19 protein-coding genes and 1 other annotated feature are annotated in these 17,668 nt (G+C 42.4%); of the genes, 15 read left to right on the top strand and 4 right to left on the bottom strand.

Annotated elements, in window-relative coordinates:
* Nucleotides 1-280 precede the first annotated feature (280 nt).
* Genes MKZ10_RS02145 through MKZ10_RS02115 form a run of 7 tightly spaced genes read left to right on the top strand, consistent with a single transcriptional unit; the run spans nucleotide 281 to nucleotide 5,396 of the window.
* A complete protein-coding gene (locus MKZ10_RS02145) occupies nucleotides 281-1,048 on the top strand; it encodes a GntR family transcriptional regulator (protein WP_342507465.1) in 768 nt (255 codons plus the stop codon).
* 4 nt (nucleotides 1,049-1,052) lie between these two features.
* Nucleotides 1,053-1,484: a PTS sugar transporter subunit IIA gene (locus MKZ10_RS02140; protein ID WP_342507463.1), complete on the top strand. Its 432-nt coding sequence runs from the start codon at nucleotides 1,053-1,055 to the stop codon at nucleotides 1,482-1,484.
* A gap of 16 nt (nucleotides 1,485-1,500) precedes the next feature.
* Nucleotides 1,501-1,785, top strand: a complete 285-nt coding sequence (locus MKZ10_RS02135; RefSeq protein WP_342507461.1) for a PTS sugar transporter subunit IIB — start codon at nucleotides 1,501-1,503, stop codon at nucleotides 1,783-1,785.
* Nucleotides 1,786-1,791: 6 nt separating this feature from the next.
* On the top strand, nucleotides 1,792-3,060 hold the full coding sequence (locus MKZ10_RS02130; protein WP_342507459.1) for a PTS ascorbate transporter subunit IIC: 1,269 nt from the start codon (nucleotides 1,792-1,794) through the stop codon (nucleotides 3,058-3,060).
* A gap of 29 nt (nucleotides 3,061-3,089) precedes the next feature.
* The gene (locus tag MKZ10_RS02125) at nucleotides 3,090-4,013 is read left to right on the top strand and encodes a phosphotriesterase-related protein (protein ID WP_342507458.1); all 924 of its coding nucleotides are present in this window, start codon (nucleotides 3,090-3,092) and stop codon (nucleotides 4,011-4,013) included.
* Between the two features lie 10 nt (nucleotides 4,014-4,023).
* Nucleotides 4,024-4,647, top strand: coding sequence for a bifunctional 4-hydroxy-2-oxoglutarate aldolase/2-dehydro-3-deoxy-phosphogluconate aldolase (locus MKZ10_RS02120; RefSeq protein ID WP_342507456.1), 624 nt, complete (start codon nucleotides 4,024-4,026; stop codon nucleotides 4,645-4,647).
* Between the two features lie 5 nt (nucleotides 4,648-4,652).
* The gene (locus tag MKZ10_RS02115; RefSeq protein WP_342507454.1) at nucleotides 4,653-5,396 is read left to right on the top strand and encodes a creatininase family protein; all 744 of its coding nucleotides are present in this window, start codon (nucleotides 4,653-4,655) and stop codon (nucleotides 5,394-5,396) included.
* 615 nt (nucleotides 5,397-6,011) lie between these two features.
* On the opposite strand, the gene MKZ10_RS02110 is transcribed toward MKZ10_RS02115, so the two are convergent.
* Nucleotides 6,012-6,239 carry a helix-turn-helix domain-containing protein gene (locus MKZ10_RS02110; RefSeq protein ID WP_342507452.1) on the bottom strand — a complete coding sequence of 76 codons (228 nt, stop codon included), beginning with the start codon at nucleotides 6,237-6,239 and terminating at the stop codon, nucleotides 6,012-6,014.
* A gap of 323 nt (nucleotides 6,240-6,562) precedes the next feature.
* Here MKZ10_RS02110 and MKZ10_RS02105 point away from each other — a divergent pair, with 323 nt between their 5' ends.
* Nucleotides 6,563-7,018: a GNAT family N-acetyltransferase gene (locus MKZ10_RS02105; RefSeq protein WP_342507450.1), complete on the top strand. Its 456-nt coding sequence runs from the start codon at nucleotides 6,563-6,565 to the stop codon at nucleotides 7,016-7,018.
* Between the two features lie 95 nt (nucleotides 7,019-7,113).
* On the opposite strand, the gene MKZ10_RS02100 is transcribed toward MKZ10_RS02105, so the two are convergent.
* Together MKZ10_RS02100 and MKZ10_RS02095 are read right to left on the bottom strand one after the other, a co-directional pair.
* Complete coding sequence (locus MKZ10_RS02100) at nucleotides 7,114-7,746, bottom strand: CBS domain-containing protein (RefSeq protein WP_342507449.1); 633 nt, start codon at nucleotides 7,744-7,746, stop codon at nucleotides 7,114-7,116.
* Nucleotides 7,747-8,003: 257 nt separating this feature from the next.
* On the bottom strand, nucleotides 8,004-8,708 hold the full coding sequence (locus tag MKZ10_RS02095; RefSeq protein WP_342507447.1) for a pseudouridine synthase: 705 nt from the start codon (nucleotides 8,706-8,708) through the stop codon (nucleotides 8,004-8,006).
* Between the two features lie 213 nt (nucleotides 8,709-8,921).
* Nucleotides 8,922-9,260, top strand: a binding site (T-box leader).
* A gap of 334 nt (nucleotides 9,261-9,594) precedes the next feature.
* On the opposite strand from MKZ10_RS02095, the gene trpE reads away from it, so the two are divergent.
* From trpE to trpA, 6 genes are read left to right on the top strand one after another with little or no spacing between them, the layout of a single operon-like run.
* Nucleotides 9,595-10,968 carry an anthranilate synthase component I gene (gene trpE / locus MKZ10_RS02090; RefSeq protein WP_342507446.1) on the top strand — a complete coding sequence of 458 codons (1,374 nt, stop codon included), beginning with the start codon at nucleotides 9,595-9,597 and terminating at the stop codon, nucleotides 10,966-10,968.
* Between the two features lie 31 nt (nucleotides 10,969-10,999).
* Nucleotides 11,000-12,031: an anthranilate phosphoribosyltransferase gene (trpD, locus tag MKZ10_RS02085; RefSeq protein ID WP_342507444.1), complete on the top strand. Its 1,032-nt coding sequence runs from the start codon at nucleotides 11,000-11,002 to the stop codon at nucleotides 12,029-12,031.
* Nucleotides 12,028-12,816, top strand: a complete 789-nt coding sequence (trpC, locus tag MKZ10_RS02080) for an indole-3-glycerol phosphate synthase TrpC (RefSeq protein ID WP_342507442.1) — start codon at nucleotides 12,028-12,030, stop codon at nucleotides 12,814-12,816. The genes trpD and trpC overlap by 4 nt, the downstream gene beginning before the upstream one ends.
* The gene (locus MKZ10_RS02075) at nucleotides 12,813-13,430 is read left to right on the top strand and encodes a phosphoribosylanthranilate isomerase (protein ID WP_342507440.1); all 618 of its coding nucleotides are present in this window, start codon (nucleotides 12,813-12,815) and stop codon (nucleotides 13,428-13,430) included. The genes trpC and MKZ10_RS02075 overlap by 4 nt, the downstream gene beginning before the upstream one ends.
* Complete coding sequence (trpB, locus tag MKZ10_RS02070; RefSeq protein ID WP_342509969.1) at nucleotides 13,430-14,623, top strand: tryptophan synthase subunit beta; 1,194 nt, start codon at nucleotides 13,430-13,432, stop codon at nucleotides 14,621-14,623. Before MKZ10_RS02075 ends, trpB begins: the two co-directional genes overlap by 1 nt.
* The gene (trpA, locus tag MKZ10_RS02065) at nucleotides 14,620-15,408 is read left to right on the top strand and encodes a tryptophan synthase subunit alpha (protein ID WP_342507438.1); all 789 of its coding nucleotides are present in this window, start codon (nucleotides 14,620-14,622) and stop codon (nucleotides 15,406-15,408) included. The genes trpB and trpA overlap by 4 nt, the downstream gene beginning before the upstream one ends.
* An 82-nt stretch (nucleotides 15,409-15,490) precedes the next feature.
* Here the strand turns inward: trpA and MKZ10_RS02060 are convergent, their stop codons facing one another.
* Entirely contained in the window at nucleotides 15,491-16,324 is an 834-nt protein-coding gene (locus tag MKZ10_RS02060; protein ID WP_342507436.1) for an AAC(3) family N-acetyltransferase, read from the bottom strand.
* Nucleotides 16,325-16,464: 140 nt separating this feature from the next.
* Between MKZ10_RS02060 and MKZ10_RS02055 the strand changes: the two genes are divergently transcribed.
* The gene (locus MKZ10_RS02055; RefSeq protein WP_342507434.1) at nucleotides 16,465-17,439 is read left to right on the top strand and encodes a DUF4003 family protein; all 975 of its coding nucleotides are present in this window, start codon (nucleotides 16,465-16,467) and stop codon (nucleotides 17,437-17,439) included.
* The last annotated feature ends 229 nt before the right edge of the window (nucleotides 17,440-17,668 follow it).

Raw genomic sequence — 17,668 nt, 5'->3', positions numbered from 1 at the left:
AGGTGTCCTCGCTTTTTTGTATTTACTGAACGAAATGTTGTGGTGAAACCTTATGTAGTTAATCCTCTATGAATACTTCGCAAATATGAGGTCAGACAAATGTCTCTTAGCCGGGCTACCGGTTAGGGGACGTTTTTAATCAAACCATTAAAATGATAATCATTATAATGAAAACGCTTTAAATAAAATTATTGACATAATACATTATAATGTTATGATTCAATTAAGTTGATTATTTGAAATACATCATAATGAATATGAAATGAAAGGGCGGAGAGGTGTGCAACAAGAACCGTTGAGTAGTAAATCGAAGACACCCCTGTATAAGCAGTTGAAAGTGTCCTTAACAAAGTATATTGAAGAGAACCTTGTGGAGGGAGATGTCCTGCCAATCGAGCCGGAAATTGAAAAGATGTACGGTGTTAGCCGGATAACTGTACGCAGGACGATTGATGAATTAGTCGTTGATGGAGTAGTGAGGAAGATACAAGGTAAAGGCACCTTTGTAGAGTCAAAAAGCATAGTGCAAACTGCAGGGACAATTACGAGTTGGACAGAAGAGATGCAACGGCAGGGAAAAGAAATACAAACTGAAAATACAGTGCTGATGGAAATGGAGCCAACTCAGAAACTTAAAAAGAAATTACAACTATCTTCCAGTGAAAAAATCCTTTGTCTAAAAAGGATACGTTTAGCTAATGGAGAGCCTATTGCCATAATGATTAACTATATGCGTGCTAAATATGTGCCGGGTTTACTAGAAAAAGGCCTGCAAGGGGAATCATTATATGAAACCTTAGAGGATGAATATGATATACGGCTTAGTAAAGCTAACGAACGAATTCAGGCTAGAAATGCCAGTGATCTTGAAGCTATAGAGTTACGAATACCGCCTCAATCAGCCTTGTTACATTTAACTAGAGTTTCTTATTTGGAAGACGGGACTCCATTTGAATTAGTTGAAATGTCGAATAGAGGAGATCGTTATGAGTATTACATTGATTTAGATGGAAGAAACAAAACGAAAACAAATGAAGGAAAGGGATGAAAGAATGTTAGTGCTTACAGAAGAACTGATTGAACTGGATATTAAAGCAGAAAATGCTGAAGACGCCATTAGAAAGGCGGGGCAATTATTAGTAAACGCAGGACTAGCAGAAGACCGATATGTAGACGCAATGGTAAAAGGATTTCAAGATGTGGGACCGTATATTGTAATTGCCCCCCATATTGCATTTCCGCATGCTAGACCTGAATCGGGTGCATTAGGAAAAGGCGTATCTATCGTTAGATTGAGTGAGCCGGTCGTATTTGGACATCCATCTAATGATCCTATAACACTAGTTTGTGCACTTTGCGGAACAGATAGCACTAGCCACATTGAAATGCTTCAAGCGCTGGCGAATTTATTAAGGGATGAAGAGAAGTTAAATATGATTATGAATACAGCGACAACGAAAGAAGATATTCTTTCGATAATCTAAAAAGGGGTGTTTATTAATGAAAATAGTAACGGTATGTGGAATGGGATTTGGAACTAGTTTAATGCTTCTAATGGATATTCAGTCTATAGCAAAAGGTCATGGGTATGAAGTGAATGGGGAAGCGGTTGATTTAGGATCTGCCAAGGGAATGTCATGTGATTTTATGGTGGCATCAAGTGAAATTTCAACTGAGTTACAGGATGAGCCTATGGAAGTTATTTCTATCAATAACTTATTGGACAAAGATGAGATTGAAAGTAAAGTAATGCCTATCATTAAAAGATTAGCTGAAAAGGGGTGATGAAATATGTTAGATGCAGTTGTATCAGTCTTAAGTAATCCAGCAATTATTCTGGGGATTATTGCGCTCGTCGGATTAGTGGCTCTTCGGAAATCTACTTCCGATGTGATTAAAGGTACATTAAAAACCATTTTTGGATTCATTATTTTACAACAAGGAGCTAATGTTATCGTTGGTGCCTTGGTTCCATTTAGTAATATGTTTAATAAAGCTTTCGGATTAACAGGTATTGTTGCGGAGGACAATGCTTTAGTCGCTTCGGTGCAAACTGTATTAGGGACGGAAACAGCTTTAATATTAGTTTTCTCCTTTTTAATTAACTTATTGATTGCCAGAGTAACAAAGTGGAAGTATATCTTTTTGACTGGACATATGATGTTCTCATTTGCTGGTACAATGGCAATTGTCTTTAATCAGATGGGGCTATCTAGTACCACTACCATTATTCTTGGTTCTATCATTCAAGGTATTTCAATGGTACTTTTCCCTGCAATTTCACAACCGTTTGTGAGGAAGATCACAGGCAATGACAACATTGCATTTGGTTTCTGGGGGAGCACGTGGATTAGTATGTCCGGGTGGATTGGCGGTAAGTTGGGCAATAAAGAGAAATCAACAGAGGATGTTAAAGTACCCAAGTCACTTGATTTCTTAAAAGATATGAGTGTTCTGATGGGAATCATAATGATTGCTCTTTATTTAGTGACTGCGATCTTTGTAGATGGAGCAACAATGCATGAGATCACAGGTGGAACAGACGTATTTCAGTTTTCCTTAATGAATGCTTTAACGTTTGTCGCAGGTATTCTTATTCTTCTACAAGGTGTGCGGATGTTCCTAGGGGAGATTGTTCCTGCATTTAAAGGGGTAGCGGAAAAAATAGTACCTGGCGCAAAACCTGCTTTAGACGTTCCTATCTTCTTTTCATTCGCTCCAATCGCTGTAACGCTTGGTTTCTTGTCAGCGTTAGTAGGGGGTCTTTTAGTGACATTAATATCGAGTATACTCCCTGTAGTTGTATTACCTTCCGTTATCGGATTATTCTTCATGGGTGGTGCTGCAGGTGTTTTTGGTAACGCTACAGGTGGAAGAAGAGGTGCAATGATTGCAGGTTTGTTCTTAGGTATTTCATGGTCACTACTCGTAGCACTTGCCTATCCACTAGTTGATGTAACAGCTTATGGCATCGAGGGCCTTTGGTTTGCTTCACCGGATGCTATTATCGTTGTTGTCATCATTAGACTAGTGGGAATGTTATTTGGAATTGGCTTATAAGTGAAGAATATAGTGTGTAGGAGGAATTCTTGATGGGAAAAATAAGAACGGTTTTAGGGGATATAGGCGTAAAGGATCTTGGATTTACTTATAGTCACGAACATTTGTGGACAAATCCACCTTCAAATCAAAAGGATCGTGATTTAGAGCTGACAGACTATGAAGCATCAGTCAGTGAACTTTTAAGGTTTAAAAAAGCAGGTGGAAATGCGCTAGTAGATGCGACTACTTTAGATTACGGAAGAGACGCTTCTAAACTAAAGCGGATGGCGGTAGAAGCGGGTGTTAATGTGATTGCGACTACGGGATTTAACAAACATATTTATTTCCCAGCATGGGTAGAGGCATTAACGATTGAGGAAATCCAAGAAAAGTTAGTAAGAGACGTTACGATAGGAATGGATGGAACTGACGCCAAAGCCGGCTTTTTAAAAGCCGGATCTTGGGATCAATTAATTCATCCTCTTGAAGAAAAAGTTACGAGAGCTGTTGGTCGAGCACAAAAAGAAACAGGTGCACCCGTGTGGCTGCACACAGAAGCAGGAACAATGGGTGAAGAGCTGCTTGATATTTTAGAAGAGGAACAAGTTGATCTTACAAAAGTGGCAGTAGGTCATAGCGATCGAAACGCAGATCCATATTATCATTTACAACTTGCCAAAAGAGGAGCATATGTGCAATTTGACGGTGTAAGTAAGATAAAATATTACCCTGACAGTACTAGGGTGGGGCTTATCAAAAATATGATTGAAAATGGCTATGTAAAACAACTTCTCATTTCTGCCGATATGGGTCGCCAAGCTTATTTACACGCTTATGGTGGAGGTCCTGGTTTTGAATATATTTTGAAAAAATTCATACCGCGCTTATTGGAAGAAGGCGTAAGTCAAAACGATATTAATACAATATTTGTAGACAATCCTGCCCGTTGGTTAGGGCAATTTGAAGGGTGATAATTAAATTATGATAGTAGAAAATGGAAGTATTGTAGCGATTCTAAGAGGGATAGATCCGGAATATGCAGTTGCCATCACAGAGAAGTTGGTTGAAAATGGTATTACAATGCTTGAGGTATCATTGAGCGAAGAAGAGAAAGCACTTGGTTCCATTCGGAAAATTAGTTCGGCATTCCAAGCTTCGGTTTATCTTGGGGCAGGTACTGTCGTTCACACACACCAAGTAGATCGTGTATTGGACGCTGGAGGCAAGTATATCATTACACCTGGTTGGGATCGAGACTTAACCCGCTATGTACAATCAAAACGTGTGAGCGTAATTCCCGGCGTATTCACTCCAGGAGAGATTATGCAAGCGGTACAAGAAGAAGTGGAAGTAGTGAAATTATTCCCAGCAAATGTGCTTGGGGTATCCTATGTGAAAAGTCTTCAAGGACCATTTCCGAATGTACATATTATGGGAGTAGGTGGCGTTGATCTAAATAATTTAAAAGATTATTATGAAGCAGGCTGCTCTTCATTTGCTATTGGAAATGACCTTGTACCAAGGGGTGCAACTACAAAAGATTTGAAGAATATCGAAGAAAAAGCAAAACGTTATGTAGAGCTGATGCAGGGACTAAGGAGCTGAACGAGATGGCAAAGGCTAAAGAATTGATTAACATGACTAGAGACCAAGTTAAAATTGCGATAGAGGAATACCCAGTTGCCATTTTACCTTTAGGTGCTACAGAACAGCATGGCCACCATCTTCCATTAGGCGTTGACATCTATTTAGCTGAAGGCATTTCACGAAGAATTTGTGAGGAGACTGGAGCTCTATTATTACCAGCTGTACCATTCGGTTACTCATGGGTATGGCGTGATATTCCGGGGACAGTTTCACTTCAGCAACATCATGTTGAAGCAGTTATTAAAGATGTAGCTCACAGTGTTAACCGGTATGGCGTAAAAACACTTATTCTAGTGAACGGGCATGATGCTAATAATGCAGCTATGAAATATGCGACTCGTGAGCTGATGGATGAGCTAGATATGAATGTCATCTACTTATTTTATCCCGATATTCATAAAGTCATGGCAGAACATTGTGATTCTCAGACTTGGTCCGGTATGATCCATGCTTGTGAATTTGAAACCTCCTTGATGCTTGCGGTAAAGCCTGAATTAGTTGATATGTCCAAGGCTGTAAAGGAGTACCCTGATAGACCTGCACTATATGGAAGTTCTACAATATCTCTAGGGGATTTAAGTAAAAGTGGAGTATTTGGAGATGCGACGCTTGCTAGTGTGGAAAAAGGGGAAAAGCTTCTAGAAAGTTTCGTAGGCAAGATGGTTGATTTAGTCAATCTTGCTGTTAATGAACCCCCAAAAAAATAGTCATGAATGTGCCAGGAACTCCTGTCTATAAAATAAAGATTGTTTGATTAAAAAGGCGAGGTACCTTGTAAGAGGTGTCCTCGCTTTTTGGTGTTTCCCTATGATTCTTGGTCTAATTCAAAGAAGTTTTTAACATTCGCTGTAATTAAAATAGCATCTTCAATGTAGGCGGTATAGAGTATTTGTGCGTCGGACATACCACCGTATTCCATTTTGTCTCTACCCATATCGTCTTTAAAATTAGAGAGAACGTGGGGAGTTACTTGTCTGATTTTGTGTTCAATTTCTGGGGATAAAACGACTGGGTGAGACTTCTTGACAAAGTTCTAATTGACCCACAATTTTACGTTTTTCTTTATCGGGTAGGTTAATGATTGAACTTCTATTTCACGAATAACCTTCCTTGATACAAGAAGAATGGCTTTCCCATTTTTGAAATCGTGTAAAGCGTTTTTCCGAAAAGTCTGGCTGCCCTTCGTAAATCTTCACCACAGGTTGGGTTCACCGTATATCTAAATACATTTGTATCTAATAGATATGGTTTTAACTTTCTCATTGCCTCCCTGACAATCTATTCTACATCGTCTAGGTATTCGAGGACTTTTTCTGCGATGTTTATCGATTGTTTTTTAGCTTTGCTCGTTTTTCAATGAACTTATCCCAACTTGGTTTATCCATAAATTGTTCAGCGTCAATTCGCCACTTACCACTGCCTTCTAGCGTTTGGTAGGATTTAAGTTTCCCGTCAGAACGGTGCCTTCGAACCATTTGAGGTGTGATTCCTAGAATTTCAGAAACATCACGAACAGTAATGAAATCCGGAATATTGAATTGCTTACTCAAAACTTCAAAAGCTTTTTTCTTCTCTATTTCACTAAGTCCTTGATAAAGTCTTTCTCGTTCTCTTTCAAGTTCTTCCTTGAAGCATCATGACTTTGACAAAATCCATTGATTTGCGGCTCAGCACCACTTGTTCTTCTGTTATTTGTGGTTTATAATCATCAAGAATTGTTGGCATATTATCCACCTCTTTCACCTTCGCTATAACTCATATCGTTGGGGAAAGAAAGAAACAAAACAAAACAAATGAAATAATATATACTTGAAACTTGAAAAAGATACATCATACTATTTCGGTCCTAAAGTTAAATTTGAGGAGGATAACATTGATTAAAGAAATAGATATTACAGATCCCAAATTTGCTGAAGAAGTGTTAGATGTTCAAATTCCATCGTATAAGGTGGAAGCAGAATTAATTGATTTCTATGATATCCCACCATTAAGGGACACGGTGATTACTTTGCAACGATGTGGAGAAACTTTCTATGGCTGTTATGTAGATGGAGAGTTGGGCGGAGTTATTTCAATCAAAGTAGAAGAGGAGTTAATTGATATTCATCGGTTAATGGTGTATCCTAAACACTTTAGAAAAGGGATTGCGGGGAGACTATTGGACTTCGTTGAAAGCTATGGTGAAGGCGATGAAACGCTAATTGTATCAACGGGTTCTAAAAATGCACCTGCTGTTCATTTCTATGAAAAAAGTGGGTTTGTGAAAATAGGAGAAATGACAGTAATGGAAGGCTTGTCGATTACTTCATTTGAAAAGAAAAGGAAATGATTGCACGGGTGTATTATTTGGTGAAGAATATACGGTAGTTTGAATATAAAAAGGCTAGATCAAGCGAAATCATTCGCTGTAATCTAGCCTTTATTTTATTTACTTTGTCCAATATGATCGACATGTAAAATTCTAAAACCATTCTTTTCGAGCTTGTCGCTTAGCTTCTCAATATCCTCTTCTGTCTTTCCATCCTCAAGCGTGATAACAACTCTTCGTGCCAACACGGAACCATTATCCAGCGTGAACATGCCTTCGATATTTTCGCCCCGTAGCGTTTTTGTTAATTTCTCAATCATGCCTTTTGCTTCGGTTGACGAAATCGTAATATTGATACCACCTGTTTTCAGACCAAATGCATCCTCCAATACGCTTTCGACCTTGTTATGCGTTAGGATCCCAATTAGCTTGCCGTTTTCAACAACGCTTAGAAATGGCAATGACTTAATATCAATCAATGCGTTTAAGAAAGAAGAACGTTCAGATATAAATGCATCCTGGTGCTTTAATAAATGTTCGACGGTCGTATTTTTATCCCCGTTATCCTCGTAAATGTATTCAATTAAGTGGACTCTGTAAATCATCCCTTTGTAATTATCATTACTGTCCACAACAGGAATGCATCGGTAGCCACTTTCTTTGATTTTTGTTAATACTTCCATAACAGTTTGTTCAGTATGCGCAATGACTACATCTTGTTTGGGTAAATATAAATCTCTGACGAGCATGTGACTTCCTCCTTTAAATTGACGAAATTTTTTGGATGGTATTATATAGTATTATAGTAGAAGAATTGAAGAGTAGACAAGCTATTTCGATATGTCGACTAATAAAAGTACTTTCATAGATTAACTATGCTGGGGTATTATTGATTCACGCTTGCAGTTCTATAGTTTTGATATTCTTTTTTAGATTACTAAGACACAGATTATTTAGAGTGGAAAAACTGTTATATACTTGGGGAAATCTAAGTGTATAACAGTTTTTATCGTTTCGGCTTATAATTCATCATGCTAAACATCTCGTTCAGCTCTTCTTTCGTCAAATCACGCCATTGTCCATTCTGTAAATTGCCCAAGTGGATATTGAGGATACGCGTGCGTCGTAAGTTCTGGACGTTGTAACCGAGTGCGGAGCACATGCGACGGATTTGGCGATTGAGCCCTTGGGTTAATGTGATGTTGAATTTGCGTGGCCCGAGTTGTTTTACTTTGCATGGTTTTGTCACGGTGTCTAAAATAGGGACGCCCGATTCCATTTTGTCGATAAATGCTTGCGTAATCGGATGATCAACAGTGACGATGTATTCTTTTTCATGACCGTGTTCTTCACGCAAAATTTCATTGACGATGTCGCCGTCGTTTGTCATGAGAAGCAGTCCATCTGAGTCTTTATCGAGCCGTCCGATATGGAAAATGCGTAGGGGATGGTTGATGAAGTCGACAACGTTTCCCTCGATATGGCGTTCTGTTGTGCTTGTAATACCAACAGGTTTGTTGAGTGCGATATAGACGAGTTGTTGTTCTGTTTTGACTGGTTTTCCATCCGCATGAACGTCATCGCCTTCTTGTACTTTGCTACCAAGTTCCGCTAGTTGCCCGTTGATGGTTATACGTCCATCTTCAATCCATTTATCTGCACCGCGACGGGAAACGATTCCCGCTTCGCTTAAATATTTATTAATTCTCATCGCTGTCACCCAATCCAGGAAATTTCTTACCTCTATTGTAGCGCGTTGGCGCGGAATGTTCAAAAATGATAGGTTTAATTGTTGACTGAAAAGGTTGACAATTAACTTTCCACGTACTAAGATAAGAATAACTTTTTTGTTCAAAGACGGGCAGGAGGTACCGAGAGCGGTGCCGCCCACGGATAGATGAGTCGAGATGAGAAGAGCATAGCTGAGAAATTGTTGAATAAGAAGAGTAGCATGGGTGCGCGATTTAAGAGAGTCAGTGGGTGGTGGAAACTGATTCGCAGCCGATGTGAATGGACTTATGAGAGTTCCCTTGAATATGTTCAAGGGAGACGTATATCCCGCGTTAGGGGATGTGCCTTATTAACTTGCTGAAGCAAGTTAAAGCCTCCGGTGGATGTCACAGATTTTGAAAGGAGTTAATTGAGCTCTGCTCAATTCAAAATCTGGACACAATTACACCGAGGCGTAATTGATTTAGGCGCACTAAGTGGAAGCAGTTATGCTTCAATTAGAGGTGGCAACGCGGTTTATTCCGTCCTCTGCAATCGGACTTTTATGTCCTTTTGCAGAGGGCTTTTTTTATTTTTATTCAGCAGAAGTTCAAATGCCTGCTGAATAAAAATAAAAGGAAGGCAACCAAAGAACGCCACGTCCTGTGGCAAAGGTTGCATGACCGACATCCTGTCGGCCCGCGGATGTCACAGATTTTGAGGGGAGTTAAAGGAAGGCAGTCTAAACTCGCGACGTCATGTCGCAACGACTGCATGACCTACATCCTGTAGGCCTCAAGCTCAATTCAAAATCTGGACGCAAATACGCCAAGGCGTATTTGATTTCAATTTATAAATGAACTCAAAAAGAGATGAGGAGAGATGAGATGAGCACAGGGCAGAAGAGTTTAAGGACGACGATGAAGAAGGTTAATGGTGATTCGCTTACGCCAATTTTGATTTTTAGAAGAATGCAAGGCGAGCGAAAGTTTTTACTCGAAAGTTCTTCGAAGCATGAAGGATCTGGGCGTTATTCGTTCCTTGGGATGGATCCGGTGAAGTGTTATAGCGGACGGGAAGGCAAAATTGAGGAGCATGTCTACGCAACGGGGAAGAAATACAGCCATGAGGGCGATTTGTTTGTGCTGTTGAAACGTTTGATGCCGCGGATTACGGATGATATCGACTTTCCATTTACAGGCGGTGCGGTCGGCTATGTCGGGTACGGGGCGGCACGAGAAGATGGCCACCGTACAGAGGAAAATTTAGGATTCCCGGACGTCAATTTTAATATCTATGAAACCATCGTTATTTTCGACCATGTGTTGAATGAAGTGACGTTGCTGCATACAGAAATTAATGAAGTACAAAGTGTGCCCGACCTGGATGCGTTAGCAGAAAGTATGTTGGCAGGACCGGAAAATGAAGACTCTACCTTTGAAATCTCCGACTATACAAGTTCTGTAACGCAACAGCAGTTTGAGGATTTGGTGCGCCAGGCGAAAGGTTATATAGGTGAAGGAGAAGTGGAGCAAGTTGTGCTGTCGAGAAGATTGGTAGCTGATTTCAAAGGTGACCCGTTTTCATTGTACCGTAAGCTGAGAAAACGTAATCCTTCGCCGTATATGTACTATATGGAATTCGACGATCATGTTGTGGTGGGGACGTCGCCGGAAAGTTTGGTCAGTGTGTCGAATGGCAAGGTAATGACGAATCCGATTGCGGGCACACGTCGACGTGGGCAAGACAAGGCAGAGGATGTGGCGCTCGAAAAAGAGTTGCGTGCAGATCCGAAAGAGGTGTCGGAGCACGATATGCTTGTTGAACTTGGACGCCATGATCTAGCGAGAATTTGTGTAGCAGACTCCGTCGACGTTACGAGCTATATGGAGGTTGTTCGTTATGAGCACGTCATGCATTTGGTGTCTGAAGTGGAAGGGACGTTATCGCCAGTGCTTCACTCATTGGATGCTTTGAGTGCGTGTTTGCCGGCGGGTACAGTAACGGGAACACCGAAAACACGAGCGATGGAATTGATTGATGAATTAGAGCAAATGGATCGCGGCATTTATGGCGGAGCCATCGGTTATATCGGTTTTAATGGCAACATGGATTTTGCGTTAACGATTCGTACGATGATTGTGCGGGATGGAAAAGCATACGTACAGGCGGGTGCAGGGATTGTGGCGGCATCGAACCCGACAGCAGAATACATGGAAACAGTTAATAAGGCACGTTCGTTGTTAGAGGTTGTGAATTAAGAAAAAAGAGCTGAGCAGAGGAGAGATTGAGATGAGAGGGATTGTGAGTAAAGTAGAGCAGGGTAAGCATCTAATGTATGAAGAAATGCTGGAGGCGGCCAACCTCATTTTTGATGAACGGACAGATTCAAAGGATATTGTTGACTTCCTCGTAGCATTGTCACGTAAAGGAGAGACGGCCCATGAGGTGGCGGCTCTTGCATTTGTTATGAAATCACATGCTGTTCAATTGCCCGTTCCTGAAGGTGTCTACATGGATAACTGTGGAACAGGCGGGGACGGTTTGAACAGCTTTAATATTAGTACAGCGTCAGCCTTTGTACTAGCGGGTGCAGGTGCATTGGTTGCCAAGCACGGCAATCGGAAAATTTCCAGTGCTGCAGGCAGTTCTGACGTGCTAGAAGAACTCGGAATTCGTTCTGATTTCAGTAAGGAGGAAACGGCTGAATTACTTCGTCAAGAGGGTATCACCTTCCTTCATGCACCACAGGTTCATCCGAAAATGAAACGGATTGGCGCCATTCGGCAGCAAATTGGTAAGCCTACCATCTTCAACTTAGTGGGTCCTTTGACCAATCCGATTCCATTAAAAACACAGTTTACAGGCATTAATCGCCCTGATTTCACAATGGATTATGCAACGGTTTTACGAATGCTTGGTAGGGAACGTGCGATTGTCGTATCGGGTGCAGGTGGTATGGATGAGGCGTCGCTCGCGGGGCAAAATATTTTTGTTTTGTTGGATAAAGGCGACTTGATTCCGTTTTCATTGACAGCAGAGGATGTTGGATTGACAACCGCTCCGGCGTCAGCTATCCGTGGGGGAAATGCTAAAGAGAATGCGGCCATTATCCGTACTGTTTTTCAAGGGCAACGCGGTCCGCATTTCGATACGATTGTCTTCAATGCCGGAATCGGATTGTTTGCTAATGGGCAAGCAGGGACGATACAAGAAGGAGTTAAGCTGGCGACGGATAGTATTTTATCGGGAAGGGCGTTAGAAAAATTACAAGCAGTCGTGGCATTTAGCGAACAAATCGGGCAAAGGTCGGTGGCGAAATGACTATTTTAGATAAAATTCTACAACAGAAGCATCATGAAGTGCAGCAGCTGTTAACACAACAAACTATTCAACAAGAAAATCAACCATCGCGCCCGTCTTTATTCGACAAATTATATCAGTCGGAGCATTTGCAGGTCATTGCGGAAATGAAGCGTGCTTCACCTTCAAAGGGGTTAATAGCGGAAGGCGCTGATCCCGTTGCACAGGCGATTATTTATGAAAAATCTAATGCGGCATGCATTTCGGTTCTAACGGATGCTCACTTTTTCAAAGGTTCATTTGAAGACCTAGCGGCGGTTGCAGATGCTGTTTCAATTCCGCTACTATGCAAGGATTTCATGATTCACAGCGTACAAATCGACCGTGCAAAAAATGCAGGTGCCTCGGTGATTTTGCTCATTGTAGCAGCACTTACCGATGAAGAATTGTCCACGCTTTATGCGTATGCATTGGCAGCCGGTCTCGAAGTGCTTATAGAAGTACATGACGAGGCGGAATTAAAACGTGCGCTTGCGCTAGATGCCAAGCTGATCGGTGTCAATAATCGGGATCTCCGAACATTTGAGGTGGATTTGCAGAGGACTGAAGAAATTGCGGCGCTATTTCCGTTCCATGAAGAGCGCGTTTTGATTAGTGAAAGTGGTATTTGGCAAGCAGAAGACGCGTTGCGTGTATCGAAAGTTGGAGCTAGCGCAGTGCTTGTTGGTGAATCATTGATGCGCAGTGACTCGGTTGCGGCGGCTATTCAGTCACTACAAGTTGCTACGCAGGGGGTTGCTCGATGACGAAAGTGAAAATTTGTGGATTGATGGAGCAAGAGCATGTCAAAGTGGCAGTTGATGCCGGAGCAGATGCCATTGGATTCGTTTTTGCTCCTAGCCGGCGACGAGTGACGATAGATGAAGCGCAAGTGTTAGCACGTGATATTCCATCTGGGGTTCTAAAAATCGGGGTATTCGTCAATGCTTCGACCGAAGAAGTAGAGGAGACGTATCGACAAGTGCCGCTCGATATTATCCAATTTCACGGAGATGAAAGTGCAGAATTTATCAAAAAAGTCGGACTTCCTTCTATTAAAGTAGTATCAGTTCACAGTGATGAAGATGTGAAGCGTGCTACACAGTATGAGGCGGATTATTATTTGTTTGATACACCAGGAACGGATTTTAAAGGTGGTAGTGGTATGACCTTCGATTGGGCGCTGATGAACAATGTTGGTATACAAGCAGATCGGGTTATTCTTGCAGGTGGTTTAAATGTGGAAAATGTGGGGGATGCGATTCGGCGTGTGCAGCCATATATGGTGGATGTGTCGAGTGGCGTCGAAAGTATGAAGCGAAAAGATAGCCACTTGATTCGTGCATTTATTCAAGCGGTTAAGGATGAGGGGCGATTGTGATGGTAAAGGAATTGAAGGTAGGTCGCTACGGGAAGTTTGGTGGGCAATTTGTGCCGGAAACATTAATGACGGCGTTGCTGGAATTGGAGAAGGCGTATGAGGAGGCAATCGCAGATCCAGCTTTCATGGATGAAGTGAATCATTATTTAAAGGATTTTGTTGGGCGTGAAACGCCACTTTATTTCGCGGAGAGACTTACGAGGCTGGCAGGTGGCGCGAAGATCTACTTGAAACGGGAAGACCTGAATCATACAGGTGCCCATAAAATTAATAATACCATCGGGCAGGCGTTGCTTGCCGTACGCATGGGTAAAAAGAAGATTGTGGCGGAAACCGGCGCGGGGCAGCACGGCGTGGCAACGGCAACAGTTTGTGCATTGTTTGACCTGGAATGTGTTATTTTCATGGGGGCCGAAGATATTCGTAGGCAGGAATTGAATGTTTTCCGTATGGAATTGCTTGGTGCGAAGGTCGTTTCGGTTGATAAAGGTGGCGGAACGCTCAAGGATGCGGTTAATGAGGCGTTGCGTTACTGGGTGGCCAATGTGGAGGATACCCATTATATTTTGGGTTCAGCTCTAGGACCACATCCTTTCCCAAAAATTGTTCGCGATTTCCAACGTGTCATTGGTGTGGAAACGAGAAGGCAAGTCGTGGAAAAGACAGGCCGTCTGCCAGATGCAATTGTGGCGTGCATTGGTGGAGGGAGCAACGCGATTGGTATGTTCCATCCGTTTTTGGATGATGAAGAAGTAGCATTGTACGGAGTGGAAGCAGCCGGCAGTGGCTTGGCAACGGGACTTCATGCTGCTGCAATTGCGGATGGCAAAGAGGGTGTTTTGCACGGAGCATATATGTATATTTTACAGGATGAGGATGGATTTATACAGGAAGCGCATTCGATTTCTGCCGGGCTTGATTATCCTGCCGTGGGTCCGGAGCATTGTCATTTGCACGATATCGGACGTGTGAGGTATACCGCGGTGACGGATACAGGTGCATTAGAAGGCTTACAGCTGTTGGCGAAATTGGAGGGAATTATTCCGGCTTTGGAAAGTGCGCATGCTATACAGTATGCAGTCGAGTTAGCAGGTCGAATGAGCGAGGAAGAAATACTTGTCATTTGTCTATCAGGACGTGGCGATAAAGACGTTCAAACGGTGCGCGATGCTTTGGGAGGTGGAGTGAAATGACGAAAACGATTCTAGTAAATGCCATCAATGCTTGTACTGAGCGTGGGAATAAAGCGTTTGTCCCGTATATTATGGCGGGGGACGGCGGAGTAACGGCTTTGAAGGAGCAGATTTTATTCCTTCAGGAAGCAGGGGTGACAGCGATTGAGCTTGGCATTCCATTTTCTGATCCAGTGGCGGATGGTCCGGTCATTCAAGAGGCTGGGGAACGGGCACTTGCTCATGGGATAACGCTTCGTAAAGTATTGAAAGAACTTACTTTGTTTATCGATGAGGTGACGGTTCCACTGGTGATCATGAGCTATTTGAATCCTATTTTAAGTTACGGCATCTCTGAATTCGTCAAGGATTGCGGCAACAGTGGTGTTCGTGGACTTATCGTTCCGGATTTGCCGCTGGAGGAAAGTGATTTGTTACGGGATGCACTAGCGGATTCTGACATTGCTCTTATTCAACTTGTATCGCTGACGAGTCCACCGGAGCGGATAAAGAAAATTACAGCCGAGGGTGAAGGTTTCATTTACGCAGTGACGGTCAATGGCATTACTGGTGTTCGCGATGGTTTCGGCGATGATCTTCAAGTACATTTGGAAGGATTAAAAGCAGTGAGTCCAGTCCCGGTATTGGCGGGATTCGGTATTTCGACACCAGAACAGGTTCGAACAATTGGTGCTTTTGCCGATGGCGTTATTGTAGGAAGTGCCATTGTAGATGCTTTTCATCGCCGAGATTTATCGAAGGTGGCAGCATTGGTAAAGGCGGCAGAAAAAGAGGTCTATAGCTGAAGAAGCGCCTCTCCACATGTGGGGAGGCGCTTCTTATGCGTAGTTCAGCTTGTGAAAAAGGTAGCCAAGTTTCCACCAGACTTTAATCTTCAGTACTAGCCTTTGCTATTCTTTTCTTCGCTATCCAGTCCGTTCCGAATTCAATCAGTGGTTTCATCGGCATAATTTTACAAGTAGCTTGTCCCAATAAACCGTCGATGCCTACATTAGGATTCGCCTTCGCAAATGTCTCGACAAGATCTGGGAAAATATCAGAGTCCAAATGTGCCATGTCGTAGGTAGCCCAAACCCGTTCGCCATTTTGCAGCATAGCCGTACCGTCTGGGGCAGTCGTTAGCCCAGGTGCACGGTATTCAGCCAGATGAAGGGCGGTGCATGTATCGTAATCGACACCAATCATCACAATTTTTACATCGGCGTTAAACATCTTTCCAAGTGGTGAAGTCATGCCAAATGAGTCGTGCAAGAAATGCTCGGCCATCCAGTCCTCCGCATGTCGGCCCCATGCCATGAAGGAGTGGACAGGGTGAGCACTTCGAATGGTCGCGGGATGACGGTGGAAACACTCTGCAATTTTTCCCATGCCGCGTAAATTGGAAAGATGCGGATTATAGGCTGGAAGTGATTGTCGGATATACTCATACCATTCTTCTGGAACAGGTGGGTTTCTCCAGTTAGAGGGCTCCGAATTATCAGCAGATTGCGCGGGCATAATGATTGTTCCGTTAGAAGTGATTGTTTCCATCAGTGCCTCAACGACAGCCTGCGCGCCTCCCGCAATCCAACCCATCGACTGGAGCGAAGCATGAACGATGATATTGTCACCTGCCTGAATTCCAAGTGTGTGAAGTTGTTGTTGTAACGTCTTTTTCGATTGGAAAGAATGTGTACGTTGAATTGTTTTTAGCTCGCTCATTCTAGCATCATCCTATTCATTTAAAGTATTGTTAGCATAGCAATTATCACTGAGTTCGCCAAGAGGAATTTGGATCTCCATGGATTCAAGTGAAACTTTTTCTTTCGTGGGTCGTACATATATAAAAGGAGTTGGTCGGATTGGATGCGTATGCGATTAGGCAAGATGTCGAAACGACATATGACAAAGTGAAATCATTGGCAGGTTGGGCGGTGGACAAGGCCGTTGTGCTGACAATTACTTCGTATTATGTCACGTCCGAGCGCGAATTCGATGCGGTTAGCCTAAACCGGGCAATGGACGCTTTGAAAAGTAGGACAGGCTGGCTTTCTCCGTTGCGTGGCAATCTTTTGCCTATGATGGCGGCATTTCTTAATCAGCCGGGAATGGTCATTGACGAAGAAGTAGATCGTTTATTTGAAAAGCAGCAAGTTTTAAAGGGTGTCGGTTTTCGCAATACCATCCATTCGTATTTAGCTGCACTCCTAATGACGAGCAACCAAGCACATTATGAAACTGAAGCGTGGCAAGCCAAAAAACTATACGATGCTATGAAAAAACAACATTTCTTTCTTACGTCTGACGATGATTATGCTTACGCGGTATTGCTCGGCAAAAGGGGCGCTAATCCGATTGAACATGCCAAGTCGATGCGTACTTATTACGATGCACTGCGTACAGAAGGATTCCGTTCAGGCAATGAACTTCAATGGTTGTCGCAAGTTATGACGTATGTACACAATGAGTTCAATCCAATTCTTGTATCTCGCGCGGTAGAAGTACTTGCTCATTTCAAGCGGGATACTAAAGTACGTCCCGTTCATTATCCGATGATTGGTTTTCTGACTGTATTTGGAGTTGCAGATGCTGAACTAAAAAAGATTGTCGAATTGACGCACGCGTTAGAAGAATCTAAGCTTTTTAGATGGAATCGTGAGATGGCCTTGTCAATAGGCATTGGTTATAGTATGCATGAATTAACGGAGAATGTTGAAGAAGCAACGGTTAGCCTTGTGACATCTGTGGAATTGATTTTGCAGGCGCAACAAGCTGTGATGGCTGCGACAATGGCGGCTATGGCAGCATCATCTGCAACAAACTCGACAAATAGTTAGGTAATCTAGACGGAAAACAGAAGAACAGATTCCTTTTCGAATTGAGAAGGGGTCTTTTTTGTATTTCAAAAGAAAAATTAATTAATTTTCCGAAATATTATTTAGAATGTTACGGTTTGCGAAACGCTTTCATAGCAAGGTTTGTAATCAAATTGTAATACGTGAAATATTCAATAAATTTGATATTCTAAAAAAACAGTATTGTCATACAATAAATTGTATAGTATAT

The organism is Sporosarcina sp. FSL K6-2383, assembly GCF_038618305.1.
In the GTDB taxonomy this organism is placed as follows: domain Bacteria; phylum Bacillota; class Bacilli; order Bacillales_A; family Planococcaceae; genus Sporosarcina.
The sequence above is the reverse complement of the archived record's forward strand: the minus strand, read 5'-3'. Positions and strand labels throughout refer to the sequence as shown.

What these genes read in the sequence shown, in the direction of transcription:
- MKZ10_RS02140 (WP_342507463.1), top strand. Translation starts at nt 1,053, where the DNA reads ATGTTAGTGCTTACAGAAGAACTGATTGAACTGGATATTAAAGCAGAA.
- MKZ10_RS02135 (WP_342507461.1), top strand. Translation starts at nt 1,501, where the DNA reads ATGAAAATAGTAACGGTATGTGGAATGGGATTTGGAACTAGTTTAATG.
- MKZ10_RS02130 (WP_342507459.1), top strand. Translation starts at nt 1,792, where the DNA reads ATGTTAGATGCAGTTGTATCAGTCTTAAGTAATCCAGCAATTATTCTG.
- MKZ10_RS02120 (WP_342507456.1), top strand. Translation starts at nt 4,024, where the DNA reads ATGATAGTAGAAAATGGAAGTATTGTAGCGATTCTAAGAGGGATAGAT.
- MKZ10_RS02115 (WP_342507454.1), top strand. Translation starts at nt 4,653, where the DNA reads ATGGCAAAGGCTAAAGAATTGATTAACATGACTAGAGACCAAGTTAAA.
- MKZ10_RS02100 (WP_342507449.1), bottom strand. Translation starts at nt 7,746, where the DNA reads ATGCTCGTCAGAGATTTATATTTACCCAAACAAGATGTAGTCATTGCG.
- MKZ10_RS02095 (WP_342507447.1), bottom strand. Translation starts at nt 8,708, where the DNA reads ATGAGAATTAATAAATATTTAAGCGAAGCGGGAATCGTTTCCCGTCGC.
- trpE (WP_342507446.1), top strand. Translation starts at nt 9,595, where the DNA reads ATGAGCACAGGGCAGAAGAGTTTAAGGACGACGATGAAGAAGGTTAAT.
- trpD (WP_342507444.1), top strand. Translation starts at nt 11,000, where the DNA reads ATGAGAGGGATTGTGAGTAAAGTAGAGCAGGGTAAGCATCTAATGTAT.
- trpC (WP_342507442.1), top strand. Translation starts at nt 12,028, where the DNA reads ATGACTATTTTAGATAAAATTCTACAACAGAAGCATCATGAAGTGCAG.
- MKZ10_RS02075 (WP_342507440.1), top strand. Translation starts at nt 12,813, where the DNA reads ATGACGAAAGTGAAAATTTGTGGATTGATGGAGCAAGAGCATGTCAAA.
- trpB (WP_342509969.1), top strand. Translation starts at nt 13,430, where the DNA reads ATGGTAAAGGAATTGAAGGTAGGTCGCTACGGGAAGTTTGGTGGGCAA.
- trpA (WP_342507438.1), top strand. Translation starts at nt 14,620, where the DNA reads ATGACGAAAACGATTCTAGTAAATGCCATCAATGCTTGTACTGAGCGT.
- MKZ10_RS02060 (WP_342507436.1), bottom strand. Translation starts at nt 16,324, where the DNA reads ATGAGCGAGCTAAAAACAATTCAACGTACACATTCTTTCCAATCGAAA.